Origin of the sequence: Mucilaginibacter gilvus (assembly GCF_004054195.1) — a bacterium.
GTDB classification, from domain to species: domain Bacteria; phylum Bacteroidota; class Bacteroidia; order Sphingobacteriales; family Sphingobacteriaceae; genus Mucilaginibacter; species Mucilaginibacter gilvus.
In genome coordinates, this window is record NZ_SBIW01000007.1 from 256,298 (window position 1) to 279,830 (window position 23,533).

20 protein-coding genes are annotated in these 23,533 nt (G+C 43.6%); 8 read left to right on the forward strand and 12 right to left on the reverse strand.

What is annotated here, in order from left to right; translation table 11 throughout:
• The first annotated feature begins 3 nt into the window (after positions 1 to 3).
• Positions 4 to 2,289 carry a glycoside hydrolase family 3 N-terminal domain-containing protein gene (locus EPL05_RS15420; RefSeq protein ID WP_128534874.1) on the forward strand — a complete coding sequence of 762 codons (2,286 nt, stop codon included), beginning with the start codon at positions 4 to 6 and terminating at the stop codon, positions 2,287 to 2,289.
• Positions 2,290 to 2,363: 74 nt separating this feature from the next.
• Here the strand turns inward: EPL05_RS15420 and EPL05_RS15425 are convergent, their stop codons facing one another.
• Both EPL05_RS15425 and EPL05_RS15430 read right to left on the reverse strand, forming a co-directional pair.
• Positions 2,364 to 3,488 (reverse strand): DUF3667 domain-containing protein, encoded by a 1,125-nt coding sequence (locus tag EPL05_RS15425; RefSeq protein ID WP_128534875.1) that lies wholly within the window; start codon positions 3,486 to 3,488, stop codon positions 2,364 to 2,366.
• Positions 3,489 to 3,565: 77 nt separating this feature from the next.
• Positions 3,566 to 4,825, reverse strand: a complete 1,260-nt coding sequence (locus tag EPL05_RS15430; protein ID WP_128534876.1) for a nucleoside permease — start codon at positions 4,823 to 4,825, stop codon at positions 3,566 to 3,568.
• 155 nt (positions 4,826 to 4,980) lie between these two features.
• Between EPL05_RS15430 and EPL05_RS15435 the strand changes: the two genes are divergently transcribed.
• Positions 4,981 to 5,586 carry a porin family protein gene (locus EPL05_RS15435; RefSeq protein WP_128534877.1) on the forward strand — a complete coding sequence of 202 codons (606 nt, stop codon included), beginning with the start codon at positions 4,981 to 4,983 and terminating at the stop codon, positions 5,584 to 5,586.
• Between the two features lie 60 nt (positions 5,587 to 5,646).
• Here EPL05_RS15435 and EPL05_RS15440 read toward each other — a convergent pair whose 3' ends face one another.
• Genes EPL05_RS15440 through EPL05_RS15450 form a run of 3 tightly spaced genes read right to left on the reverse strand, consistent with a single transcriptional unit; the run spans position 5,647 to position 8,024 of the window.
• Complete coding sequence (locus tag EPL05_RS15440) at positions 5,647 to 6,246, reverse strand: bifunctional nuclease family protein (RefSeq protein ID WP_128534878.1); 600 nt, start codon at positions 6,244 to 6,246, stop codon at positions 5,647 to 5,649.
• Between the two features lie 27 nt (positions 6,247 to 6,273).
• Complete coding sequence (locus EPL05_RS15445) at positions 6,274 to 7,251, reverse strand: electron transfer flavoprotein subunit alpha/FixB family protein (protein ID WP_128534879.1); 978 nt, start codon at positions 7,249 to 7,251, stop codon at positions 6,274 to 6,276.
• A 35-nt stretch (positions 7,252 to 7,286) separates the two neighbouring features.
• Entirely contained in the window at positions 7,287 to 8,024 is a 738-nt protein-coding gene (locus tag EPL05_RS15450; RefSeq protein ID WP_128535136.1) for an electron transfer flavoprotein subunit beta/FixA family protein, read from the reverse strand.
• 68 nt (positions 8,025 to 8,092) lie between these two features.
• Here EPL05_RS15450 and EPL05_RS15455 point away from each other — a divergent pair, with 68 nt between their 5' ends.
• Complete coding sequence (locus tag EPL05_RS15455) at positions 8,093 to 8,437, forward strand: tetratricopeptide repeat protein (protein WP_128534880.1); 345 nt, start codon at positions 8,093 to 8,095, stop codon at positions 8,435 to 8,437.
• A gap of 10 nt (positions 8,438 to 8,447) precedes the next feature.
• The gene (chrA, locus tag EPL05_RS15460; protein ID WP_243837306.1) at positions 8,448 to 9,647 is read left to right on the forward strand and encodes a chromate efflux transporter; all 1,200 of its coding nucleotides are present in this window, start codon (positions 8,448 to 8,450) and stop codon (positions 9,645 to 9,647) included.
• Between the two features lie 246 nt (positions 9,648 to 9,893).
• On the opposite strand, the gene dnaB is transcribed toward chrA, so the two are convergent.
• Complete coding sequence (gene dnaB / locus EPL05_RS15465; protein WP_128534881.1) at positions 9,894 to 11,453, reverse strand: replicative DNA helicase; 1,560 nt, start codon at positions 11,451 to 11,453, stop codon at positions 9,894 to 9,896.
• Positions 11,454 to 11,758: 305 nt separating this feature from the next.
• Here dnaB and rlmB point away from each other — a divergent pair, with 305 nt between their 5' ends.
• Positions 11,759 to 12,529 carry a 23S rRNA (guanosine(2251)-2'-O)-methyltransferase RlmB gene (gene rlmB / locus EPL05_RS15470; protein WP_128534882.1) on the forward strand — a complete coding sequence of 257 codons (771 nt, stop codon included), beginning with the start codon at positions 11,759 to 11,761 and terminating at the stop codon, positions 12,527 to 12,529.
• Between the two features lie 380 nt (positions 12,530 to 12,909).
• Here the strand turns inward: rlmB and EPL05_RS15480 are convergent, their stop codons facing one another.
• The gene (locus EPL05_RS15480; protein WP_128534883.1) at positions 12,910 to 13,995 is read right to left on the reverse strand and encodes a mannose-1-phosphate guanylyltransferase; all 1,086 of its coding nucleotides are present in this window, start codon (positions 13,993 to 13,995) and stop codon (positions 12,910 to 12,912) included.
• 244 nt (positions 13,996 to 14,239) lie between these two features.
• Between EPL05_RS15480 and recQ the strand changes: the two genes are divergently transcribed.
• Positions 14,240 to 16,435: a DNA helicase RecQ gene (recQ, locus tag EPL05_RS15485; RefSeq protein ID WP_128535138.1), complete on the forward strand. Its 2,196-nt coding sequence runs from the start codon at positions 14,240 to 14,242 to the stop codon at positions 16,433 to 16,435.
• A 171-nt stretch (positions 16,436 to 16,606) separates the two neighbouring features.
• On the opposite strand, the gene EPL05_RS15490 is transcribed toward recQ, so the two are convergent.
• Both EPL05_RS15490 and EPL05_RS15495 read right to left on the reverse strand, forming a co-directional pair.
• On the reverse strand, positions 16,607 to 18,511 hold the full coding sequence (locus tag EPL05_RS15490; RefSeq protein ID WP_128534884.1) for an OmpA family protein: 1,905 nt from the start codon (positions 18,509 to 18,511) through the stop codon (positions 16,607 to 16,609).
• A gap of 40 nt (positions 18,512 to 18,551) precedes the next feature.
• Positions 18,552 to 19,175 carry a 7-carboxy-7-deazaguanine synthase QueE gene (locus EPL05_RS15495; protein WP_128534885.1) on the reverse strand — a complete coding sequence of 208 codons (624 nt, stop codon included), beginning with the start codon at positions 19,173 to 19,175 and terminating at the stop codon, positions 18,552 to 18,554.
• A gap of 171 nt (positions 19,176 to 19,346) precedes the next feature.
• On the opposite strand from EPL05_RS15495, the gene EPL05_RS15500 reads away from it, so the two are divergent.
• Together EPL05_RS15500 and EPL05_RS15505 are read left to right on the forward strand one after the other, a co-directional pair.
• Complete coding sequence (locus tag EPL05_RS15500) at positions 19,347 to 20,108, forward strand: hypothetical protein (RefSeq protein WP_128534886.1); 762 nt, start codon at positions 19,347 to 19,349, stop codon at positions 20,106 to 20,108.
• A gap of 6 nt (positions 20,109 to 20,114) precedes the next feature.
• Positions 20,115 to 20,450: a Rieske (2Fe-2S) protein gene (locus EPL05_RS15505; RefSeq protein WP_128534887.1), complete on the forward strand. Its 336-nt coding sequence runs from the start codon at positions 20,115 to 20,117 to the stop codon at positions 20,448 to 20,450.
• A 29-nt stretch (positions 20,451 to 20,479) separates the two neighbouring features.
• On the opposite strand, the gene EPL05_RS15510 is transcribed toward EPL05_RS15505, so the two are convergent.
• From EPL05_RS15510 to lepA, 3 genes are read right to left on the reverse strand one after another with little or no spacing between them, the layout of a single operon-like run.
• Positions 20,480 to 21,361, reverse strand: coding sequence for a bifunctional 5,10-methylenetetrahydrofolate dehydrogenase/5,10-methenyltetrahydrofolate cyclohydrolase (locus tag EPL05_RS15510; RefSeq protein ID WP_128534888.1), 882 nt, complete (start codon positions 21,359 to 21,361; stop codon positions 20,480 to 20,482).
• A gap of 6 nt (positions 21,362 to 21,367) precedes the next feature.
• Entirely contained in the window at positions 21,368 to 21,703 is a 336-nt protein-coding gene (locus EPL05_RS15515; protein WP_128534889.1) for a hypothetical protein, read from the reverse strand.
• A 25-nt stretch (positions 21,704 to 21,728) separates the two neighbouring features.
• Positions 21,729 to 23,516: a translation elongation factor 4 gene (gene lepA / locus EPL05_RS15520; RefSeq protein WP_128534890.1), complete on the reverse strand. Its 1,788-nt coding sequence runs from the start codon at positions 23,514 to 23,516 to the stop codon at positions 21,729 to 21,731.
• Positions 23,517 to 23,533: the final 17 nt, after the last annotated feature.

Here is a 23,533-nt window from a genome sequence, read left to right on the forward strand (position 1 = left end):
AGCATGAAAAAACTACTTGTATCCGCTATAGGCCTTAGCCTTTTAATCGGAACTTGCCTAATGGCGCAGCCAAAAAAGCCTGCCGCCGCTAAAAGCAGTATCGACCAAAAAGTTGATGCCCTTATTGCAAAAATGACCCTGGAAGAAAAGGTTGGCCAAATGACGGAGGTAACATCCGATGTAGTATCAAAAACCAATTCACCCATCCACCAGATAGACCCCGAAAAACTAAAAGAAGCCATCATGAAATACCATGTGGGCTCTATTTTAAACGTCACCGGCACCGCCTACACCCGCCAGCATTGGTTTGATGTAATTACAGAAATACAAGGTGCCGCTGCTAAAGACCGCCTCAAGATTCCCGTTATATACGGGATAGATGCTATCCACGGCGTAACTTATACCACTGGCAGTACCTTGTTTCCGCATGAAATTGCGCTCGCAGCAACTTTTAACCGCAACATCGCTCATACTTTAGGCGAGATAACAGCTTATGAAACACGCGCAAGCTATATCCCCTGGAATTACTCGCCTGTATTGGATTTGGGCAAATCGGCTTTATGGCCGCGTATTTATGAAACTATGGGAGAGGACCCATACCTGATCAAAACGCTCGGTGCCGAAGTAATAAAAGGTTACCAAGGAAACGATATTAGCGATAAATACCACGTAGCCGCCTGTATGAAACATTACCTTGGGTACGGCTTCCCCATGAACGGGAAAGACCGCACGCCATCGTGGATACCGGACAGGTACATGCGCGAGTATTTTTTACCCCCATTTGCCGAGGCCGTAAAAGCTGGTGCCCGTACGCTCATGATCAACTCGGGCGAGATAAACGGGGTGCCTATCCACGCCAGCAAATATATGCTGACCGATGTATTGCGCGGCGAGCTGCATTTTGACGGTATTGCCGTAACCGACTGGAGGGATATACAATACTTAAACACCCGCCACCATGTGGCCGCCACCCAAAAAGACGCTGTAATGATTGCCGTTAATGCCGGCGTAGATATGAGCATGGTGCCTTATGATTATACCTTTTTTACCTACCTGGTAGAATTGGTTAAGGAGAAGAAAGTAACCATGGCGCGTGTAAACGAGGCCGTTCACCGCATATTAAAGGTAAAATATGAATTGGGGTTGTTTGAACGCCCTGTGGGCAACCCGGATGATTACCCTAAGTTTGGTTCGGAAGAATTCAGGATGGCGAGTGTGCAGGCAGCTAACGAAGCTATTACGCTGTTAAAGAATAACAACAAAATCCTGCCACTTAAGAAAGGCCTTAAAGTATTAGTTACCGGGCCAACCGCAAACACCATGCGGTCGTTAGACGGGGGATGGAGCTACACCTGGCAGGGCGATCAGTCTGATAAGTTTGCTGCCGATAAAAACACCATATTGGAAGCCATTCAACAGAAAATTGGCAAGGATAACGTAAACTACCAACCCGGTGCAGCATTCGACAGCTTGCTGAACGTGAGCGAGACAGTTAAAGCGGCTAAAAATTCGGATGTGATTATACTGTGCCTTGGCGAGCTTTCTTATACAGAAAACGTAGGTAATATTGACGACCTGAACCTCCCATTAGCCCAAATACAACTGGCAACCGAATTAGCCAAAACCGGCAAACCTGTTATATTGGTATTAGCCGAAGGCAGGCCGAGAATTGTTACTAATGCCGACAAACTGTCAAACGCCACAGTAATGGCATACTTACCCGGAAACGAAGGTGGCGATGCTATTGCAAGTGTATTATTTGGTGATGTAAACCCATCGGGCAGGTTGCCAATTACTTACCCGCGTTATGCCAACGCATTGGTTAACTACAACCGCAAAAACCTGGAGAACGGTAATTCTGATGATAGCCACGGCTATAACCCGCTTTATGAATTTGGGCACGGCTTAAGCTACACTACATTTGCTTATGATAACCTGCACATCAGCAAGCCAACGTTAAACGCTAATGAAACACTGACTATTACTGTAGATGTGAAAAACACCGGGCAGGTAGAAGGTAAAGAATCTGTTTTGCTGTTCATCAGCCAGCTTTATGCCAGCATAGCACCAGACACTAAACGGCTGCGCGCTTTTGATAAGATAGGCCTTAAACCCGGCGAAACAAAAACAGTTACTTTTAAAATTACCGCTAAAGACCTTGCTTTTGTGAACGATGTAAGCAAAACAGTAACCGAAGCAGGCGAATTTAAAATACAGTTAGGTAGCCAAACTCAAAGCTTTAACTATGTATCAAACTTAGATGCACCATCCAGAACAGGAAGGTTATAATTTATTAAATAATATGTAGGAGAGGCGCGAGAAATTGCGCCTCTTTTTGTTTACGGGATATGCTTTTTATTTTCTTACACCGTTGTGATAGCCGTAATGGCGGCAACAATTAAAAAACACATACCGAAAACGAAGAAATACGCCAGCGAAACGCCTATCATTTTGCTTACTGTGCGCCACCTACTTCGATTGTAAACAACTCTTAAAGAGCGGTATACATAATAAGTGACGCCTAAAAAAGCCACCAGGTCAAGTATCTCAATAACAGATTCCCATGTTGCAGGGATGATTAATTTCAGGACTATTTCGGCGGCTAAAAACAAAAACAGGAAGCAATGCAGGTGGATGGCATAAATAATATGTTCCACGTAAAATTTACGGTTTTTGCGAAAGGCGATGCTCAAAATAAACGCGAATAGCGGCAGCAAAAGAAACATCATTTTTGGGGCATTGTGCTGCAGCCCTTCTCTGAACATTTCCAGGCCGTTCTTGCCCTGGCTCTTCCAGCTATAACTTTTCTTTTTTATGTAGCCGGTAAAAATACCATCACGCTGCGCTTCAGTCAGTTTATTTTGTTGAGCCAGGTATTCGGGATAGCTATCCGGGTCGTTTTTATTATCCATCAACATGATGCCGCCGTTATAATCCTTAGGGTCCGGGTCGGCAAGCTTAGCAGCCGGAGCGGGGCTTTTCGCCTTTGCAATTTGCACTGTGTCAATAGTTTTAACCGCGCCCGGAACAAATTTATTTATAGTTTGTTTTATTTTGGCTTTATCCGCAGGGGTAAGACTCTTGTCCGAATCAATATCTTTGGCAAGGTTATGTTTTATGGTATCGGCCAGTACCCTCGTACTTTTGTTTGATGGCACTTCCTTAACTATTTCATGCCCGTTTTGCTTAAAAAACAAAACAAAAAATATCAAACTGATAAAAATATACATCTTCACCGGATGCAGGTATTGAGCCCGGCGCCCTTCGAGGTAATCAACTGTGAGCTTGCCGGGTTTTGCAAAAAGCGGTTTCAGCGTATGAAAAAACTGGTAGTCGAAGTGAAAATAATCACTTACGGCATGGTTGATCATGTGCCCAAAGCTTTCCTTCATCTGCAGGTTCTCCTGCCCACACTTATGGCAGAAATTTCCTTGAAGTTCGGTTCCGCAGTTAAGGCAATCAGTTTCGTGCCGGTAATGCTTTTTCATAGCTTGTTGTAAGTGAGGTTTTTAGGTAAGCTATTTTAAACTTTTTATTTATTCTTTTCGTTTTGTATGCTTCTGTTCTAAGCGTGCTGTATAGCGTGTTTCAAAGCAGCGTTGTGTTTATACCTGAAAACAAACGGGAATATGATGGCTATTACCAGGGCATAAGCAGCAAAGGTAAGCCAGATGCCGTGCCAGTCTTTACCCTCGTTAGGTAAGGTAAAGTATTTATCTATTATATAACCGCTTATCCGGCTTCCGAAGAAAGCACCAAAACCATTTACCATCATCATAAACATACCCTGCGCACTTCCTCTTATCTCCGGGGAAGCCTGTGTTTCTACAAACAAAGAACCCGAAATATTAAAGAAATCGAAAGCCATACCATAAACGATGCATGATAATACGATCATCCATAAACCTCCCGCAGGGTCGCCGAAAGCAAACAGGCCAAAGCGCAGTACCCATGCCAACATGCTGAACAACATTACGTATTTGATACCAAATTTGCGGAGGAAGAAAGGGATAGCCAGGATAAATAAAGTTTCAGACACTTGCGATATAGACATAATAACGGCTGGGTATTTTACCGCCCTTAAGCCCTGATAAGCAGGTACTTTAGCAAAATCGTGCAGGTAGGTATCGCCGTAGGCATTTGTTAATTGTAATGCTGCGCCTAATAGCAAGGAAAAGATAAAGAATATGGCAAACTTTGGGGTTTTAAACAGTGCAAACGCATCTAAGCCTAACAGGGTATAGAATGATTTATTGCCCGTGCTCACAGCAAAAGGCCTGCATTTGGGAAGGGTAAAGGAGTAAAGCCCCAATATTAACGATACAAACGATGCAATATAAAACTGGTTGGAAGTAGTTTCGCTATGCGTTAAACTTACCACCCATAGGGCAACAATAAAACCTACAGTACCCCAGGTGCGGATGGGTGGGTATTCTTTTACTACATCAATATTTTGATTTTTAAGGGCCGAATAAGCCACTGTAATAGAAAGAGATAGCGTTGGCATGTAAAACGCCATGTTAAGCAGTAATACCCAAAAGAATGTGCCGGGGTCTTTAACCATTGGCAGGCAAAACAAAACACATGCGCCGCATATATGCATAATGCCATAAAGCTTTTCGGCATTGATTAACCTATCAGCAATAATACCTGTTATGGTGGGCATAAATATGGACGCGATGCCCATGGTAGAAAAGATAGCCCCAAACTGCGCCCCCGACCAATGTTTATTTTGGAACCAGTATGCGCCGATTGTAAGGAGCCAGGCTCCCCAAATAAAAAATTGCATGAAATTCATCAGTATTAAGCGGAACTTAATATTCATATAGAACAGTTTAAATCAGTTATAGTAAAATTTAACACCAAAAGCGAAAATTACTGAAATAAGGCGATATAGGAAAGCGGACTCGCATAGTTTATCCAAAATAATTGAAACGAAAGGCCAAAAACCTTATCTTTAACCAACTTAAATTGCAAATTATGACAAAGTTTTTCACGCTCCTGCTGGCTTCAGCAATTCTTTCGCTAACGGCGGTTTCACAAACTAAAAATACCAACCAAATTGGCGTTAATGCGGGTTTGAACTTTGCAACCGTTACCACCAGCGCTTACACCAACAGTGATTACAGAACGGGGTTTAACCTAGGTATATCGCTTGATCATTTTTTCTCGGAAAGCTGGAGTATTAAGGGTAAATTGGCTTACGACCAAAAAGGCTGGAAAGGTTATCTTGCAACTCCTACCGATCAATTTAATACTACTTATAATTTAGACTATTTAACTATCCCGATTATGGCTAACTGGCACTTTGGCCGTACTAAAAATTGGTACCTTAATTTTGGCCCTTATGTTGGTATTTTATTGAATGCCAAAGAAACCAGCAACGGCAGCGATGTGAAAAATATTTTTAACACAACCGATGCCGGCCTTGACGTCGGCATCGGCATTAAATTCCCTGTATCAGAAAAGGCAAAGTTCTTTATAGAAATTAATGGGCAAGGCGGTATTGCTGATATTGTGAAGGATAATACTTATTCAGCATTAAGGAATAGTGTAAGCAATTTGAATATTGGCTTAAATTTTTAAAGATCGGTTGCCTATAATGGTAAGGGGGTGCCGGTCCTGGGAATTCCCCTTTAGCATTAATTAGGAAGCTTTCCGCTTATTCAGCTCATCGCGAATTTTGGCAGCCTTCTCATAAGCTTCTTCGGAAAGAGCCTGCTGCAAGCGTGTTTTTAACTCATCATCACTTAGGGAAGTGAACGAACCCGAAGGCGTGGAAGGTGTTTTCTCTTCCGAGGTTTCGTTAATGTTCTCTAAATAAACAAAATCGTTGCCTTCTATCACAATACCCGCGGTAGAAAGAATAAACTCATAAGTATAGATAGGGCAATCGAACCTTACAGATACAGCAATAGCATCTGAGGTGCGGGCATCTATCTCTACCGTTTTTTTTCCATCAAAACAAACCAGCTTAGCATAAAATATACCATCCACCAGGTTGTAGATGATGATCTCCTGCACGGTGATGTTAAATGCCTGGCCAAGGCTCTTAAACAGATCGTGTGTAAGGGGACGACTCGGGGTCATTTTCTCTATCTCGATAGCAATGGCCTGCGCCTCGAAACTACCGATGATAATAGGTAATCTTCGGCGGCCGCTAACTTCGCCTAAAACCAGTGCGTACGCGCCGGACTGCGTTTGGCTGTAGGATAGGCCCACAATATCCAGCTTTATCTTTTTCATATCATTACCCATCACAACAAAATAGTTTTAAGCCGAAGCTTTATATGCTTTTACCGCATCAATTAATTTTGGCAGCACTTCAAACGCGTCGCCCACAATACCATAATCTGCCACCTTAAAAAATGGCGCTTCGGCGTCTTTGTTGATTACCACAATAACTTTAGACGAACTAACGCCCGCCAGGTGCTGTATGGCACCCGAAATTCCTATTGCAATATACAAATTTGGACTGACAGCTATACCTGTTTGCCCAACGTGTTCGCTATGTGGGCGCCAACCGGCATCAGATACCGGTTTTGAACATGCAGTAGCCGCACCGAGTAACCCAGCCAGCTCTTCTACCATTCCCCAGTTTTCGGGGCCTTTTAAGCCACGCCCCGCAGATACAACTATCTCTGCATCAGGCAAAGAAACTTTATCTGTAGAACGCACGATATCTTTTATCATAGCTTTAAAATCCGATTCTTTGGTTTCTACCGTAAAATCTTCTACCTGCCCTGCAGCACTGCTCTCTACAACTTTATAGGAGTTTGGCGTAAGCGCGATAACTTTATTAGCCGATGTTAGCTCAACCGTTGCAAAAGCTTTACCGGAAAACGCCGTTTTCTTCACTGTGAATTTACCACCATCAAGCACCGGCAAGGCAACAGCACCATCAGCAACACCAGCATGCAACTTTACACCAATGCGAGGCGCAAGGCCACGACCGCTGAAAGAATTAGACAGTACTACAATATCCGCGCCCTTCGCTTTAGCGGCTTCGGCTATTACCGAGGCGTAGGCCTGGTTTACAAAATTCTTTAATTTATCGTTAGATACATTCAGCACTTTTTCCGCGCCATATTTGCCTAATGCGGCAAGATCATCGGCAGCTACGTTGCCAATAGATATGGCTATAAGGTTGGTACCGGCCTGGTCGGCTATTGCTTTAGCATAGCTAACGGCTTCGAAAGTTGATTTTTTGAACTTGCCTGCGGCATTCTCGGCATATATTAAAACTGACATATAAGATAGTTCTTCTTCTCGTAAATTTGAATTGATTAAATAACCCTTGCCTGTGTGTGCAACAACTCCAATAATTGGGCCGGGTCGCCGGCATCAACCAATGTTACCTGGCCGCGTGGGGCAGGAGTTTCATAACTAATGACCTCCGAAAAGGTTTTAACATCCACAGCTTCAACTACGTTTAGCGGTTTGGTGCGTGCGCTCATAATGCCGCGCATGTTGGGTATTTTGGGTTCGGCAACGCCTTCCGCAGTACCGGCAACAAATGGAAGCGGGATAGTTAATACTTCTTTGCCGCCTTCAATCTCGCGCTCAACAGTACCAGTGGTGCCGTCTACATCCAGCTTTTTAATGATAGAGACAGATGGAAGGTCGAGCAGTTCGCCCAGCATACCGGCTATTTTAGAGCCGTTGTAATCTATCGATTCTTTGCCGGTGAGGATAAGGTCGAAAGGATTTGCTTTAACATACTCAGCTATCTGATAGGCTACATACCAGGCATCGTGCGGTTTCGCGTTGATGCGGACTGCATCTGTAGCGCCGATAGCCAACGCCTTGCGGATGGTAGCGTCGGTACTGGTTTCGCCAACGTTTATTACGGTAACGGTGCCTTTACCGCCGTCGGTTAATTCAATGGCACGCGCCAGGGCGATCTCATCCCATGGGTTTAAGATGAACTGAACGCCGTTTGTATTAAATTGGGTGTTGTTATCTGTAAAGGTTATTTTTGTAGTGGTATCCGGAACATTGCTGATACATACCAGTATTTTCATCATAATTGGTTTGTTTTTACGGGTAGTTATTGGTGATGCAAATTTAGTTAAAAAAGAGAGAGTTTAAAATGGAGATAAGCAGATTAGATAAGCTGTTGGCTTTTATACAGAACGAACCGGACGACGAGTTTTTAAAATACGCGCTGGCCACAGAGTATCTGCGACTTAACGATACAGAGAAATCCCTGAGTTACTACGAAGACCTGGTAAACAATTATCCCAACTACACCGGCACTTACTACCACCTTGGTAAACTTTATGAAGCCCTTGGCCGAAAAGACGACGCCATACGCACCTACGAAGTTGGTATGAAAATAACCAAGGAGAAACGCGACAACCACGCTTTTAGCGAATTGCAGGGCGTTTATATGGCCGCCAAAGGTTATGATGACGATGATGACGACGACTATTAATACATAAACTGTGAGGCGCAGGGAGCTTTTATTCATACGGGATGTTACCCTGTACACATTTACCGCTTTTGGTGGGCCGCAGGCGCATATAGCCGTTTTGCTGCGCCAATTTGTACAGAAACGCGGATACATTACCGAGGAAGAGCTGATGGAGCTCAACGCACTTTCGCAAATTATGCCCGGCCCGTCGTCTACCCAAACTTTGGTTGGTATAGCCTGGAAGGTAGGAGGCGTAAGGTTAGCACTTATCACTTTTTTAATTTGGATCCTGCCATCTGCATCCATTATGTGTATGGCGGCCATCAGTTTTAAGGCCTTTGCCGATAAAGATAAATTTACGGCGATACTTCGTTACATACAACCAATGGCAGTGGGTATTGTAGGGTACGCTACTTACACCTTCGCCACAAAATTTCTGCGGACCAAGGTTACCATGATGCTGGCAATAGCTTCGCTAATAGCAACGCTTATCCTCCAAAACCCTTATGCATTCCCCTTATTGATACTCATGGGGGGAATCATATCTTCGGCATTGGAAACACAGCAACAGGAGAACGAGCTGCGGGTGAAGCTTTTCAGCAATGTGAATCCGAATAAGGTAGCCTACTTTATTGGGATCTTATTGTTTTTTGCCGCGTTGGGTGCTATTGTGAGCCGCACCTCACCGTTTAGTTTACCTATTCGCTTATTCGAGAATTTTTACCGCAATGGTATACTCATATTTGGCGGCGGGCAGGTGCTTGTTCCGCTGATGTACACCGAGTTTGTGGAACTGAAGCACTATCTCACCAATTCAGAATTTTTGAGTGGATACGCATTGCAGCAGGCTTTACCCGGCCCTACATTTAGTTTCACCTCCTTTGTGGGCGGTATAGCCATGGGTGATAAAGGGTATGGCATAGCCGGGCAAATAGTGGGTAGCGTAGTGGCCGTGATCGGTATCAACCTGCCGGGATTGATCCTGATCCTGTTCATTGTTCCTTTTTGGAACGACCTCAAAAAAATAACCCGTATCAAAAACTCCTTAAGCGGCATTAACGCGGTTGCCGTGGGTTTTATGGCAACTGCCTTTATTATGCTTGTGATGCCCTTTCACCTCAACTTGTTGGCTTATGCATTAATGGCGGCTACTTTTTTGCTATTGCAGTTTACAAAGATAAAAGCGCCGGTGGTGATATTAATAGGGGTGGTATTGGGGTTAGTGATTTAGATGCCTCTTTTAGGTCTTGTTGAGCCAAAAAGTTTACAAAATTTAACACAATTTCGCGTGTTAAATTTATAAATAATTAATAATCAATAAGATGTATTTTTACAAGGTTAACATAAAAAGCGACTTTTTACCGGTAATTTTTAAAACAAGCAGGATAAGCTGAATGGTAAACATAAAGAAGCCCGGCGGTGTCAGTCGGGCTTTATGTTTACCAAGTTTCCCCTTCAGGGGGCGGAGGGGGCTCGCCTAAAACGGCGGCTCATCCTCCATATCATCCATACGGGATGGGCGGATGATAAAGTTGCTTTGCTTTTCAAAATCCTGTGATGGGCCCAAACCTGCAAATGCGTTACCGCCGGCAGGAGGGAAGCCATCCATATTGGTTTCCAGATCGGTAAACTTCACAAATTTACCAACGAATTTCAGCCTCACACGGCCGGTTTCACCGTTACGGTGTTTGGCTATAATAACCTCGCCTACGCCTTGTGTCGGGTTGTTATCCTCATCCACATCCAATCCATAATACTCGGGACGGTAGAGGAATAATACCATATCCGCATCCTGCTCAATAGAGCCCGATTCACGCAAATCCGACAGCATTGGCCTTTTAGAACCACCGGGGCGGCTTTCAACCGCACGGCTTAACTGCGAAAGCGCAATTACGGGTACGTTTAATTCCTTGGCTACCGTTTTTAGGGCGCGGGAGATACTACCAATTTCCTGCTCGCGGTTACCGCCACCACCTTTGCCTTCGGCCTTACCCTGCATCAATTGCAAGTAATCGATGATGATCAGTTGGATGTCGTGCTGCGATTTTAAACGGCGGCACTTAGCGCGAAACTCGAATATATTTAATGATGGGGTATCGTCGATAATTAAAGGGGCGGCCTCTAAGCGGCCAATTTTGGAGTGGATCTGCTGCCATTCCCATTCCTCTAAAGTACCCTTACGGATCTTTTCCTGCTCAATTTCGGTTTCGCCGGATATTAAACGATTAACCAACTGAACAGACGACATCTCGAGCGAGAACACAACAACGGGTTTGTTAAAGTCTACTGCTGCATTGCGTGCACAGGTAAGTACAAAGGCCGTTTTACCCATTGCAGGGCGGGCAGCAATGATAACCAGGTCGGATTTCTGCCAACCGGAGGTCATACGGTCAAGGTCGGTAAAGCCGGAAGGAACTCCTGTTAAGCCGTCCTTTTTATCCTTAAGCGCCTCAATATCTTTCAGTGCTTCATGCACAAGATCATCCATCATGCGCGAATCGCGGCGAAGGTTATTTTGTGCTATTTCGAAGAGGTTTTTTTCAGCCTTATCTAACAGGTCGAAGACGTCGCTGGTATCTTCAAAAGCAGAATTGATGATATCAGAAGAGATACGGATCAATTCGCGCTGGATATATTTTTGAATGATGATACGCGAATGGTATTCTATGTTCGCGGCAGATGCCACGCGGTTGGTAAGTTCGGTAACGTAATAGGCACCGCCAATCATTTCCAGTTCGCCTTGCTTGCGTAGCTGGGCAACCACGGTAAGGATATCTACCGGTTCTGTTTTCTCGAATAATACCGCAATGGCGTTGAATATTTTTTGATGCCTGGTTTCGTAAAAAACCTCAGGTTTTAATACATCAATAACCGAAGAAAGGGCGTCTTTCTCCAGCATCAGCGCACCAAGTACAGCTTCTTCTAAGTCGGTAGCCTGGGGCGGCAACTTGCCCGCGCCCGAGTAAGGGCTTGGATTTGTTACGCGATTGCGGCGGTCTGAATTAATTTTATTGGTAGAATCGTTCTCGAACATCATAGCCCACAAAAATATATAAATAATATCCGCAATAGCTTCCTAAATCCTCAACATATCAATTTAAAACTTAATGAAAACGTTATCAGCGATATAAATTTAAGGCATTGTTATTAACGCCCGATGTTGATAACTTGTTAGTTATTTCATAATCAACTCATCAGTAACTAAATAGAACAATGTGGATAAAACCTGCCAGATGTTAAGTATCGAAAAAAGATATTTTGATATAGCAAAGTGGCACATCAGTTCAATAACCGTTAAATCAGTTAATATAGCTACTTTTGCACCAGACACAATAAGGAAAAATGACATATAATTCTAAGCCGGTACGCGAGGGTAACCAAATGGTTTTTGGTATCCGCGCAGTTATCGAGGCCATACTTGCCGGAAAAGAAATTGAAGCTTTATACACCCAGCGCGGCCTTGGCGGCGGCTTGCTGAACGAATTGCGGGATGTGATGAACGAGTACCAGATAACCGCGCAGCAAGTGCCGGTAGAAAAGCTCAACCGCATTACCATGAAAAACCACCAGGGGGTTATAGCGTTCATATCGCCGATAACTTACCAAAAGGTAGAAAATATAGTACAGGATGTATTTGAAAGGGGAGAAGTGCCTTTAATTTTGGTACTGGATAGCATTACCGATGTGCGCAATATGGGCGCCATTGCCCGTACGGCGGAATGTGCGGGTGTACATGCCATTGTTATCCCGGCAAAGGGCTCGGCACAGATCAACCCTGATGCCATTAAAACATCAGCGGGTGCCCTGTATAAGATTCCCGTTTGCCGCCACGATAACTTTATGCAAACTGTGCGGTTTCTACAGGAATCGGGCTTACAACTGGTTTGCTGCACCGAAAAAACGAACGAGAACATCTATACGCCCGATTATACCGCGCCAACGGCTATCATCATGGGTTCTGAAGAAGACGGCATCCGTAACGACATCATCCGCATATCCGACCATCTGGCCAAGATCCCAATGTTCGGCGAAATAGAATCGTTAAACGTGTCTGTATCTACCGCGGTTATTTTATACGAGGCGATAAGACAACGTGGAGGGGGTAAAGCGTAAACAAGCATCTCAACAGCTTATTTAGTTATGATTTCAGAAGAAGAGTTAAAAGAGATAGAGCTTAGATGTAACAAGGCGCAAGATGGACCCTGGAAATCTTATATAGAAAATAGAGACCACGAAAGTGGTGGCGACTTTATCATGACAGCGAACAAAAAACCAGAGGAGAAGACATCGAGATGTCAGGTGCCACACATGCCGATTATGATTTTATTGCAGGCGCAAAGCAGGACATCCCGCTACTGATTACCGAAATTCGTCGGCTAAAAGCTTTAATTTAAACTTTCGGAAGAGCCGTTCATAAAAAAGCCCGATATCATCAACCGGGCTTTTCTTATTCATCTGCACATTTTCACATCTGAAATCTGCACATTCGAAGCCTATATATACTTTGTCCCAAATTTCCCTTTCACATCAGCAACTACTTGCTTTATGTTTTGCTCGTCTTCGCGTGGGCATATCAGCAGTGTGTTATTAGATTCTACCACAATAAAATCATGCAAGCCTTTTAATATCACCAGCTTTTCGCCGGGTACGTTTACCATGCAATTGCTGCTGTCGTACATAATTACCTTCTCTGAGGGTATAACTGCGTTACCAACATAGTCCTTATCGGCCAATTGATAAATAGACGCCCAGGTGCCAAGATCGCTCCAGCCAAATTCAGAAGGCAATACGTACACATTTGACGCTTTCTCCATGATGCCGTAATCTATAGAGATATTAATACAGCGCTGGTATATTTTGTGTACAAAGGTTTTCTCTTCTTCGGTATTATAAACGGACCGCGCTTCTGCAAATATCTCGTGCATCTCGGGCAGGTAGCTGTTAAACGCACTTACTATAGCTTTTGCCGACCATACAAATATCCCGGCATTCCATAAAAAGTCTCCGCTTTGAATAAAGGTTTTAGCAATATCCACCGTAGGTTTTTCTGTAAAAGTTTTCACTTTATGAAAATCATCGTTTATCACCTGGTCGGTGTATTGGATGTACCCATAGCCGGTATCCGGGCGGGATGGTTTAATGCCAAGGGTAACCAGGCATTGCTTTTCGGTAGCTGTTTGTAACGATTTTTCTATTGCGGTAACAAAGGCAGCCTCATCAAGTATCAGGTGGTCAGACGGGGCAACCACAATGGCCGCATCCGGGTTAATACTTTCAATTTTAAAACAGCCATAGGCCACGCAAGGCGCGGTATTACGCATAACAGGCTCAGTTAGTATCTGATCATCTGCCATATCCGGCAGCTGTTTTTTTACAAGCCCGGTGTAACTTTCGTTAGTAACAACATAAATATTTTCTTTTGGGCAAACCTTCAGGAAGCGGTCGTAGGTGTTTTGGATCAATGTTTTACCGGTGCCCAGTATGTCGATAAATTGTTTAGGATGCGATGCTCTGCTAATTGGCCAAAAACGGCTGCCAATTCCGCCTGCCATTATGATGGCATAGTAGTTTTTATTCATGCTTTGGTTAAAGAATTTTTATTTGGTAAACGTTGGTTAAATGTGTGCATTAATTTGTAAATTTAGTATTAAATAAAACTAAATATTACTGCACAAAAATTACCCTATTTTAAATGCATAAATAAACAAATTGTTTTTGGAAGAATAATCATTTTTTTATAAAATTTTACATTAAACCCAGCGTTTATTTATAAATTTTTGTTATTTTGAACCATATTTTTAAAACGTATATAAGTACATAATGATAGAAGCTAAAAAATCGCTTTTTGATAACCTGCAGAATTTCTTCGGGTTTGATAACTTTAAGGGGGAGCAGGAAGCGATAATTACGAACATTTTAGCAGGCAACGATACATTTGTGATAATGCCCACCGGGGGCGGAAAATCCATGTGTTATCAACTCCCTGCATTAATGAGTGAAGGCACAGCGATTGTGATCTCTCCGCTCATCGCGCTCATGAAAAACCAGGTAGACCAGTTAAGGGCCTTCGGAGGCTCGGACAGTATAGCTCATTTTTTAAATTCCTCATTAACTAAAGCAGATATTTTAAGGGTAAAGGACGATGTTTTAAGCGGCAAAACCAAATTGCTTTACGTTGCACCCGAATCTTTGACCAAGCAGGAGAACGTTGATTTTTTAAGATTGAACAAGGTATCGTTTGTAGCGGTTGATGAAGCCCACTGTATATCTGAGTGGGGGCACGATTTTAGGCCAGAGTATCGTAAGATACGCCAGGTGATCAGCAATATTGGTGACGATATTCCAATTATAGCGCTTACCGCTACCGCAACGCCAAAAGTACAGCAGGATATCCAAAAGAACCTGCAGATGAATAATGCTACGGTTTATAAATCGTCATTTAACAGGTCTAACCTGTTTTATGAAGTTAGGGCCAAACGTACCGCTATAAAAGAAATTGTAAAATTTGTAAAGCAAAACCAGGGCAAATCTGGCATCATCTATTGCCTCAGCCGTAAAAAGGTGGAGGAAGTTGCAGAAGCGCTTAGCCTTAACGGTGTAAAGGCACTGCCATACCATGCTGGTTTAGACCCTAAGGTACGTGCCGATACGCAGGATAAATTCCTGATGGAGGATGTGGATGTTATTGTGGCAACCATAGCCTTCGGGATGGGTATTGATAAACCTGATGTGCGTTACGTAATACACCACGACATGCCTAAAAGCATGGAAGGATATTACCAGGAAACTGGCCGGGCAGGCCGTGATGGCGGCGAAGGAGTTTGTGTGGCATTTTACTCGGGCAAGGATATTGATAAACTACAGAAGTTTATGAAAGACAAGCCTGTTGCCGAACGCGAAATAGGCACACAGATATTAAAAGAAGTTATTGATTACGCCGAATCTTCCGTGTGCCGCCGTAAGCAATTATTGCATTACTTTGGCGAGAATTTTAACGAAGCCGGTTGTAACTGCATGTGCGATAACTGCAGCGCGCCAAAAACTCATTTTGATGGCGAGGCACAATTGCATAAAGCATTAAGCCTCATCAAGCTTATCGGCGAAAAATTCGACGATTGCCACATCATCAATATTTTAATGGGCAAGGATGATGCACAGGTTAAAAACTATGAACACGATAAACTAACAGATTATTTTGGCACCGGCATAGATGATGGCGAAGTTCTCTGGAACTCGCTGATGCGCCAGGCGTTGTTGAATAACTTCCTGTCTAAAGATATTGACCAATATGGTCTACTGCATTTAACAAAATCGGGTAACGCCTTTATTGATAATCCATACAGCATTCGTTTCATTCTGAACAGGGAAATGGGCCCTACCGATGAGGATGAGGCAGAAGATGGCCCTAAACAGGGTGGTGGCGCTTTGGATGCCGAGTTACTACAAATGCTTAAGGACCTGCGTAAAAAACTGGCCAAGCAAAAAGGATTACCTCCGTTTGTTATCTTCCAGGATCCATCCTTAGAGGAAATGTGTACACATTACCCGGTTAACGCCGAGGAGTTGAAGCAAATATCGGGTGTGGGAGCGGGCAAAGCGCTGAAATTTGGCAAGCCGTTTACCGATCTGATCCAAAAATATGTGGATGATAACGATATCGACCGCCCGGTTGATATGGTGATAAAAAGTGCGGCTAATAAATCGGCGCTTAAAGTATTTATCATTCAAAATATCGACCGCCATTTAAACTTAGATGATATAGCGGCTTCTAAAGGGCTTACCTACGAGGAGATCTTGAAGGAGGTGGAAACTATAGTAAACTCTGGCACCAAACTGAATCTGAACTATTACATAGACGAGGTAATTGATGAGGATAAACAGGAAGAAGTGTATGATTACTTTAAAACCGCCGAAATTGATTCTATTGACGATGCCCTGATAGACCTTGGCCCGGATGATTACACCCGCGAGGAACTGCAGTTAATGCGCATCAAGTTCATGTCGGAAGTGGGGAATTAATTTAAGTTAAAAGTATAAAGTTAAAAGTCCAAAGTAGGAGCTTTCGATAGCTTCGACTTTGGACTTTTTATGTTTGCATATTCAGGTGGGAGCGGGGAACTCAAGTTAAAAGTAGAAGGCCCCCAAGAGTAGTTTTTATAAACTTTAACGTTATACTTTTCACTTTCAACTCTATTTAGCTATTATCTTAAACTCAGTCCTTCGGTTTTTTGCCCGGTTGTCATCAGAAGTATTTGGGGCAATAGGCTCTGTTTTGCCGTAGCCTTTGTAAACCATGCGGGCCGGATTAATATTGCTGGAGGAAAGATAGGTATATACCGATTTTGCCCTGTTTTCGGATAATAGTTGGTTAGCCTGGTCGTTACCAATATCATCTGTATAGCCCGATATTTCGATCCGCACGGTTGGGTTCAACGTTAAAAACTCAATCAATTTCTGCAGTTCTGCCTTCGATTCACTTTTGATATCGAATTTATTGGTATCAAAAAATATATTCTTCAAAATAACTTTTCCACCAACTTCGATAGGAGAAAGCAGCACCGATATATTGTAAGCAATTTTTGGAGTATGGCCAATAAGGGAGAAATTGTCCGAATAAAAAAGATACCCCTGTCGCGAGATATTCAACCCGTAATTTTTGCCGGTTGCCAGTGTAGCTAAAAACTCGCCAAGGTCTTCACTGCTGTAATCCTGGTACACCGGCATGTTTTTCTCCAGGTCTATGATCTCTATAATAGCTTCTAAGGGCTCCTTCGTTTTAATGTCTTTAATATCCCCCTTTACATAAGTTACAATGTTGGGGCGCAGGTTTAACGGAAGCTCAAAGGTGTAAATATCATAACCACCAAAGCCTTTTAAATTATCTGACGCAAAGAAAGCATACGCACCATTAGCCGTAAGTGTAAGCCCGTTCTCATCGCCGCTGGAGTTAATTGGCGAACCGAGGTTAACCGGTCTTTGCCATTTGCCGTCTTTTGCCAGGCGGCTTATAAACAAATCTTTATTACCCATGCCCGGCCAGCCATTGCTGCAAAAGTAAAAGGTGCTATCGTCCGGGTGGATAAATGGTGATTGCTCGTCGTAAATGGTATTAATATTGGGGCCCATATTTACCGGGTCACCCCAGCCTTTATCCGTAAGGGTAGATTTCCATATATCATAGCCACCGTAGCCGCCCTTCCGGTTACTTACAAAGTAAATAGTACGCCCATCGGCACTTATAGACGGCTGCGCTTCCCAACCCGGTGTATTCAGCGGCGAACTCAGGCTAAAGGGTTTGCCCCAGTCTTCACCTTTTTTCTGAGCAATGTAAATATCGCAGCGCCCCTGGCCATCGGGCCTGTTACAGCCTGTAAAAAACAGGTATTTACCATCTTGCGATATAGATTGCGCGCCTTCATTAAAAGTAGGCGTATTGATAGCATCACTCAGGTATACCGATTTTTTCCATTTACCGGCCAGCTTATCACTTTTATAAAAATCTTCATTGTTATTTATCTTACGAGTGAATATCAAAGTAGATTCGTCTGCTGTGGCTACGGGCAAATATTCATCAAATTGAGTGTTGATCTCCGGCCCCATGTTAATAGGGATAAAGGGTACAGGATGCTGTAGGGCTTCTATACTAAAATCACAATCGCGCAGCAACTTGCGAGCAAAGGCTTCATTTGGGGCTGTGAGATTTGGGTACGTAATATACTTTTCTAAATGCTGCTTGGCAGGGATATATTGCCCGTCGGTTATTTCGGCTTCGCCAACTCTTAAATAAATAGCCCGGTTGTGTTCGGGCTCCAGGGCTATCACCTTTAGGTAGTGTTCTATAGCGGCCTTATTTTGCCGTCTTAACCTCAGTACATCTGCCAGTAAGGCGTGGGCTTCAACAAACTTACTGTCATCGCTTATCGCTTTTTCCAGTTGCGCTATAGCATCTTCATACAAATGCTCGTCGATACTTTCGCCGGCAAGTACATAATTTTTAATAGCACTTTTATCCGTAGTGGAATATCGACTTTGCTGGCCAAATACACCTACAGGTAAAAACAATAAAACTAAAACAGCAAGGTAAATAATGCGCATCGGCGTACTGATACGTTAATCAATATGCTAAGTTACACATTTAAGGTATATTTAAATACTTATGCGTTTGCAGTGAAATTTCCCATTGAGGGTTATTCATCACATACTCAACAATAAGCGGGGCCATCTCTTTATTCTTGCTCCATTCGGGCTGTAGATATAGCTTACAATCGGGCGAAACCCGTGTGGCGTTGTGTTCAGCAAACTCAAAGTCGGATTTATTGAAGATGATCACCTTCAGCTCGTGCGCCTTATCGGCAACGTTTTGCATAGGTGCTTTAAACTTTTTTGGGGAGAGGCAGATCCAGTCCCAATCACCAGAGAGGGGATAGGCACCGGATGTTTCTATAAAGGTTTTGATGCCTTCTTCGTGCAGTTTGGCGGTAAGATAATCCAAGTTATATATCAACGGCTCGCCGCCGGTTACCACTACAGCCTTTGATGGATGCACTTTGGCATTAGCAACAATAGTATCAGCAGCCGTAAGGGGGTGCAATTCTGCATCCCAGCTCTCTTTTACGTCGCACCAATGGCAGCCCACATCGCAGCCTCCGAGGCGAATAAAGTAAGCGGCTTTGCCGGTATTATATCCTTCGCCTTGTATCGTATAAAATTCTTCCATTAAAGGAAGTAATGTGCCGTCTTCCGGAACCTGATGTGCCATAATAAGGGTGCAAAGGTAGGTTTTTGTGGCGAAAGGTTAAAGGCCAAAGGTAAAAGGTGAGATTGAAGTGATGCGGATTTTTAAAACAAGAAACATAATTACCTATTACTCTTTCATATTTCATAATTTGCAGGTAGCTTTATGCTGTAAACTTTACCCCGGTTTAAACCTATGAAGAAACTATACCTCTCGTTTATCTTCTTCTTTTTCTTGTGCTTAACATCGTGCGTAGACATTGAAGAGCGTTACGATTTTAAACCCGATGGCGCCTGCAACGTGGTTTATGGCTTCGACATGAGTAGAGCGGTTTCGGTTTTAATGAACCTGATGACGGACTCAGTTCGTGAAACACCACAGTTCAATTTGGCAAAGGATACCACCCTGAATTTTTATAACGCTCTGCCGGATAGCATCGCCAATAAAATGAATGCCGAAGAAATAAAAATGGCGCAGGGCAGCGACCTCGCTGTGAAAATGGACCTGAAAAATAATATTATGAAGGTAAGCATAAAGCATGAGGCTAAGAACGCCGCCGACCTGCAATATTACCTGCAACACCTGAGCAACATCTCCATGAACAGTGAGTTGAGCAACGTAACGCAAAGCAAACAAGTAGGCGGTTTTGATGCGCAGCCACTCATAACCAGCCAAAGCTATTATAACTACGAGGTAACTCCGCATAAATTTTACCGGATAATAGATAAAGTAAAATTCGCCGCGTTTTTAAAGAAGGCAGGTGCCAAATTTGCCATGGCCAAAGCCATGCTGATAGATATGCCGTACAAGGTTGTACTTAATTTTGCCAAACCTGTTAAAAAGATAAATAACTCAAAGGCCCTGTTATCTGCCGACAGGAAACGCGTAACGCTGGTTACCAGTATGGATGAGGTGATGAAAAACCCGGCTTTAATGAATTTGAAGATAGATTTTTAGCGACAGATGAAGTGGTACAAAGTAAATGGCATTGAACCCAACGATAAGCCATTTATAACAAAAGTTAAAGTAGCCGGTAAAAGTATTTGTTTGATAGGATACGAAAGCAAGCTGTTTGCTTTAGGGGCTACCTGCCCTCATGCCCGCGAAGATTTGAGCCGCGGCTGGTGTAAAGAGGGTAAACTGGTTTGCCCGGTGCATCGTTTTTCTTACGACCTGGAAACCGGCAAAGGCAGCCCCGGCCAAAACGATTATATAGATAATTACCCGGTTAAAATAAAAGCCGGGGACGTTTATGTTGGGATTATATCATTTTGGGATAAGCTGTTAGGCAGAGGTTAACAAATAACCACCTAACAAGCCAAAAATCTCTATTGATAAACCTCTTTATTTGCCGATGACAAGGTGTTTTTCAACAAACCAATAATCGTCATCAAACCCACGCCACCGGGTACCGGGGTTATCCAGGAAGATTTTGGCGCAACGTTCTCAAAATCAACATCACCGAAAAGCTTGTAGCCTGACTTGGTTACCGTTGAGGTTTCGCGGTTCATACCAACGTCAACCACTACTACGCCATCTTTCACCATATCGGCAGTGATGAAATTCTTTTTACCTATGGCTACGATCAGAATATCCGCATCAAGCGTAAACTTTTTAATATCGGGTGTTTTGCTATGGCAAATGGTAACCGTGCAATTACCCGGGTAGGTATTACGCGCCATTAAAATACTCATTGGCGAGCCAACAATATTGCTGCGGCCAACAACAACGCAATGCTTACCGGCGGTTTCTATGCCGTATTCTTTCAGCATCAGTGTAATACCGTAAGGGGTAGCAGGAATAAAAGAAGGCAGGTTACGCTGCATACGGCCAAGGTTTACAGGATGGAAACCATCCACATCTTTGCGATGATCTATCCGTTCGGTTACTTTCTCCGGGTCGATATGTTTGGGGAGGGGGAGCTGTACAATGATACCGTCGATATCGGCGTCAGCATTTAATTCCGCTACTTTGGCAAGCAGTTCTTCTTCGGTAACCTCACCTTCGTAACGTACCAGGGTAGATTTAAAACCAACCTTTTCGCAGTTCTTCATTTTGCTGGCCACGTAGGTTTCGCTGCCACCATCGTGCCCAACCAAAACAGCCACCAAATGCGGCTTACGCCCGATGCGTTCTAATATTTTAGCCGCTTCTTCGGCTATTTCTACCTTAAGTTTTTCTGATACGTATTTTCCGTCGAGTAATTGCATGCCTCTTTATAAATTTTTTAGCCAACCAACAGGTAGTGGTGGCAAGTCTAATTCTACATATTCCTCTTTTTTTACAAACCGAAAGAGCGGCATGTTGGCCAAATGTAGCTTGTTGCCCTGTTTGATATTTATTTTAGAAATGATGCTATCAAAAGTTTCAATTCCTTTGTTTATCATCGAATTGATGATCCTGTCCGATTCGTTTTCTGTATGCACATCAACGATATACCGTGGTGCACTATCGTTGTAAACTATCCATTCTCCGTATGAAAAGTCACCCAGGTCAATAACCTTTATTATTCCTCGCCACGTATAAAAACTCACTTGCAAGTATTTGGCCATAAAGCGATCTTTCTTAGCGCGCCGATCAATCAAGTTTCAAAACCGCCATAAACGCGCTTTGTGGTATCTCTACGTTACCAACCTGGCGCATGCGTTTTTTACCCGCTTTTTGTTTTTCCAACAATTTACGTTTACGGGATATATCACCACCATAACATTTGGCGGTAACATCCTTACGCATCGCTTTAACGGTTTCGCGGGCTATAATTTTAGCACCGATGGATGCCTGGATAATAATTTCGAACTGCTGGCGCGGCAATAATTCTTTCAGTTTCTCGCAGATCTTTTTACCAAAATCGTAAGAGTTTCCGCGGAATATCAATGAAGATAGCGCATCCACCGGTTCTGCATTTAGTTTAATATCTAAACGAACCAGGTCTGATCTGCGGTAGCCTATCTGATGATAATCGAATGAGGCGTAGCCTTTGGAAATGGTTTTCAGCTTATCATAAAAATCAAAAACGATCTCGCCCATTGGCATCTCGAACGTAAGTTCAACCCTGTCTGACGTTAAATACGACTGATTTTTAATAAATCCGCGTTTTTGAATACAAAGCGACATTACCGGGCCAACGAAATCAGATTTGGTGATGATGGTAGCCTTAATATACGGTTCCTCCACAAAATCTATCTTGCTTGGGTCTGGCAAATCGGACGGATTGTTTACAATGATAGGTTCGTTGCGGGTTGTGTAGGCTATGTATGACACGTTGGGCACGGTAGTGATCACCGTCATATTAAACTCGCGCTCTAAACGTTCCTGGATGATCTCCATGTGAAGCATACCAAGGAAACCGCATCGGAAACCAAAGCCTAAAGCCGCAGAAGACTCGGGTTCGAAAACCAAAGAAGCGTCATTCAACTGCAGCTTGGCCATCGATTCGCGCAGTTCTTCATAATCATCGGTATCAACCGGGTAGATGCCCGCAAATACCATTGGTTTTACTTCTTCAAAGCCTTGTATACCTCCTTCGCAGGGGCGGGCTATGGTAGTGATGGTATCCCCAACTTTTACCTCGCGCGATTCTTTGATACCCGAGATGATATAGCCTACATCACCGGTTTTTATCACATCTTTTGGTGCTTGTTTTAACTTAAGCGTACCAACTTCTTCTGCAATGTACTGCTTTTCGGTAGCGAAGAATTTTACCTTATCGCCCTTACGGATCTCGCCGTTAACTACTTTAAAGTAAGCTACGATACCGCGGAAAGAGTTGTAAACTGAATCAAAGATCAAGGCTTGCAGGGGTGCGTCCGGGTCGCCAACAGGGGCGGGGACACGCTCTATAATGGCACGCAAAATATCAAATACGCCCATGCCGGTTTTACCCGATGCGGCTAAAATCTCTTCGCGTTTACAGCCGATGAGTTCAACTATCTGGTCTTTCACTTCCTCGGGCATAGCGCCGGGGAGGTCCATTTTATTCAACACCGGGATGATCTCCAGATCATTTTCCAGCGCTAAATACAGGTTGGATATAGTTTGCGCCTGGATACCCTGCGCGGCATCTACAATTAACAACGCACCTTCGCAGGCTGCTATAGAGCGTGAAACTTCGTAAGAAAAATCTACGTGACCGGGGGTGTCTATCAGGTTAAGGACATACTTCTGTCCGTCGAGCTCATATTCCATCTGTATGGCGTGGCTCTTGATGGTGATACCGCGTTCGCGCTCCAGGTCCATATCGTCAAGCAATTGTGCCTGCGATTCGCGCTGGGTGATAGTGCCGGTATACTCTAATAACCTATCGGCAAGGGTGCTCTTACCGTGGTCGATATGTGCTATGATACAAAAATTGCGTATGTGCTTCATTCAGCCGCAAAAATAAC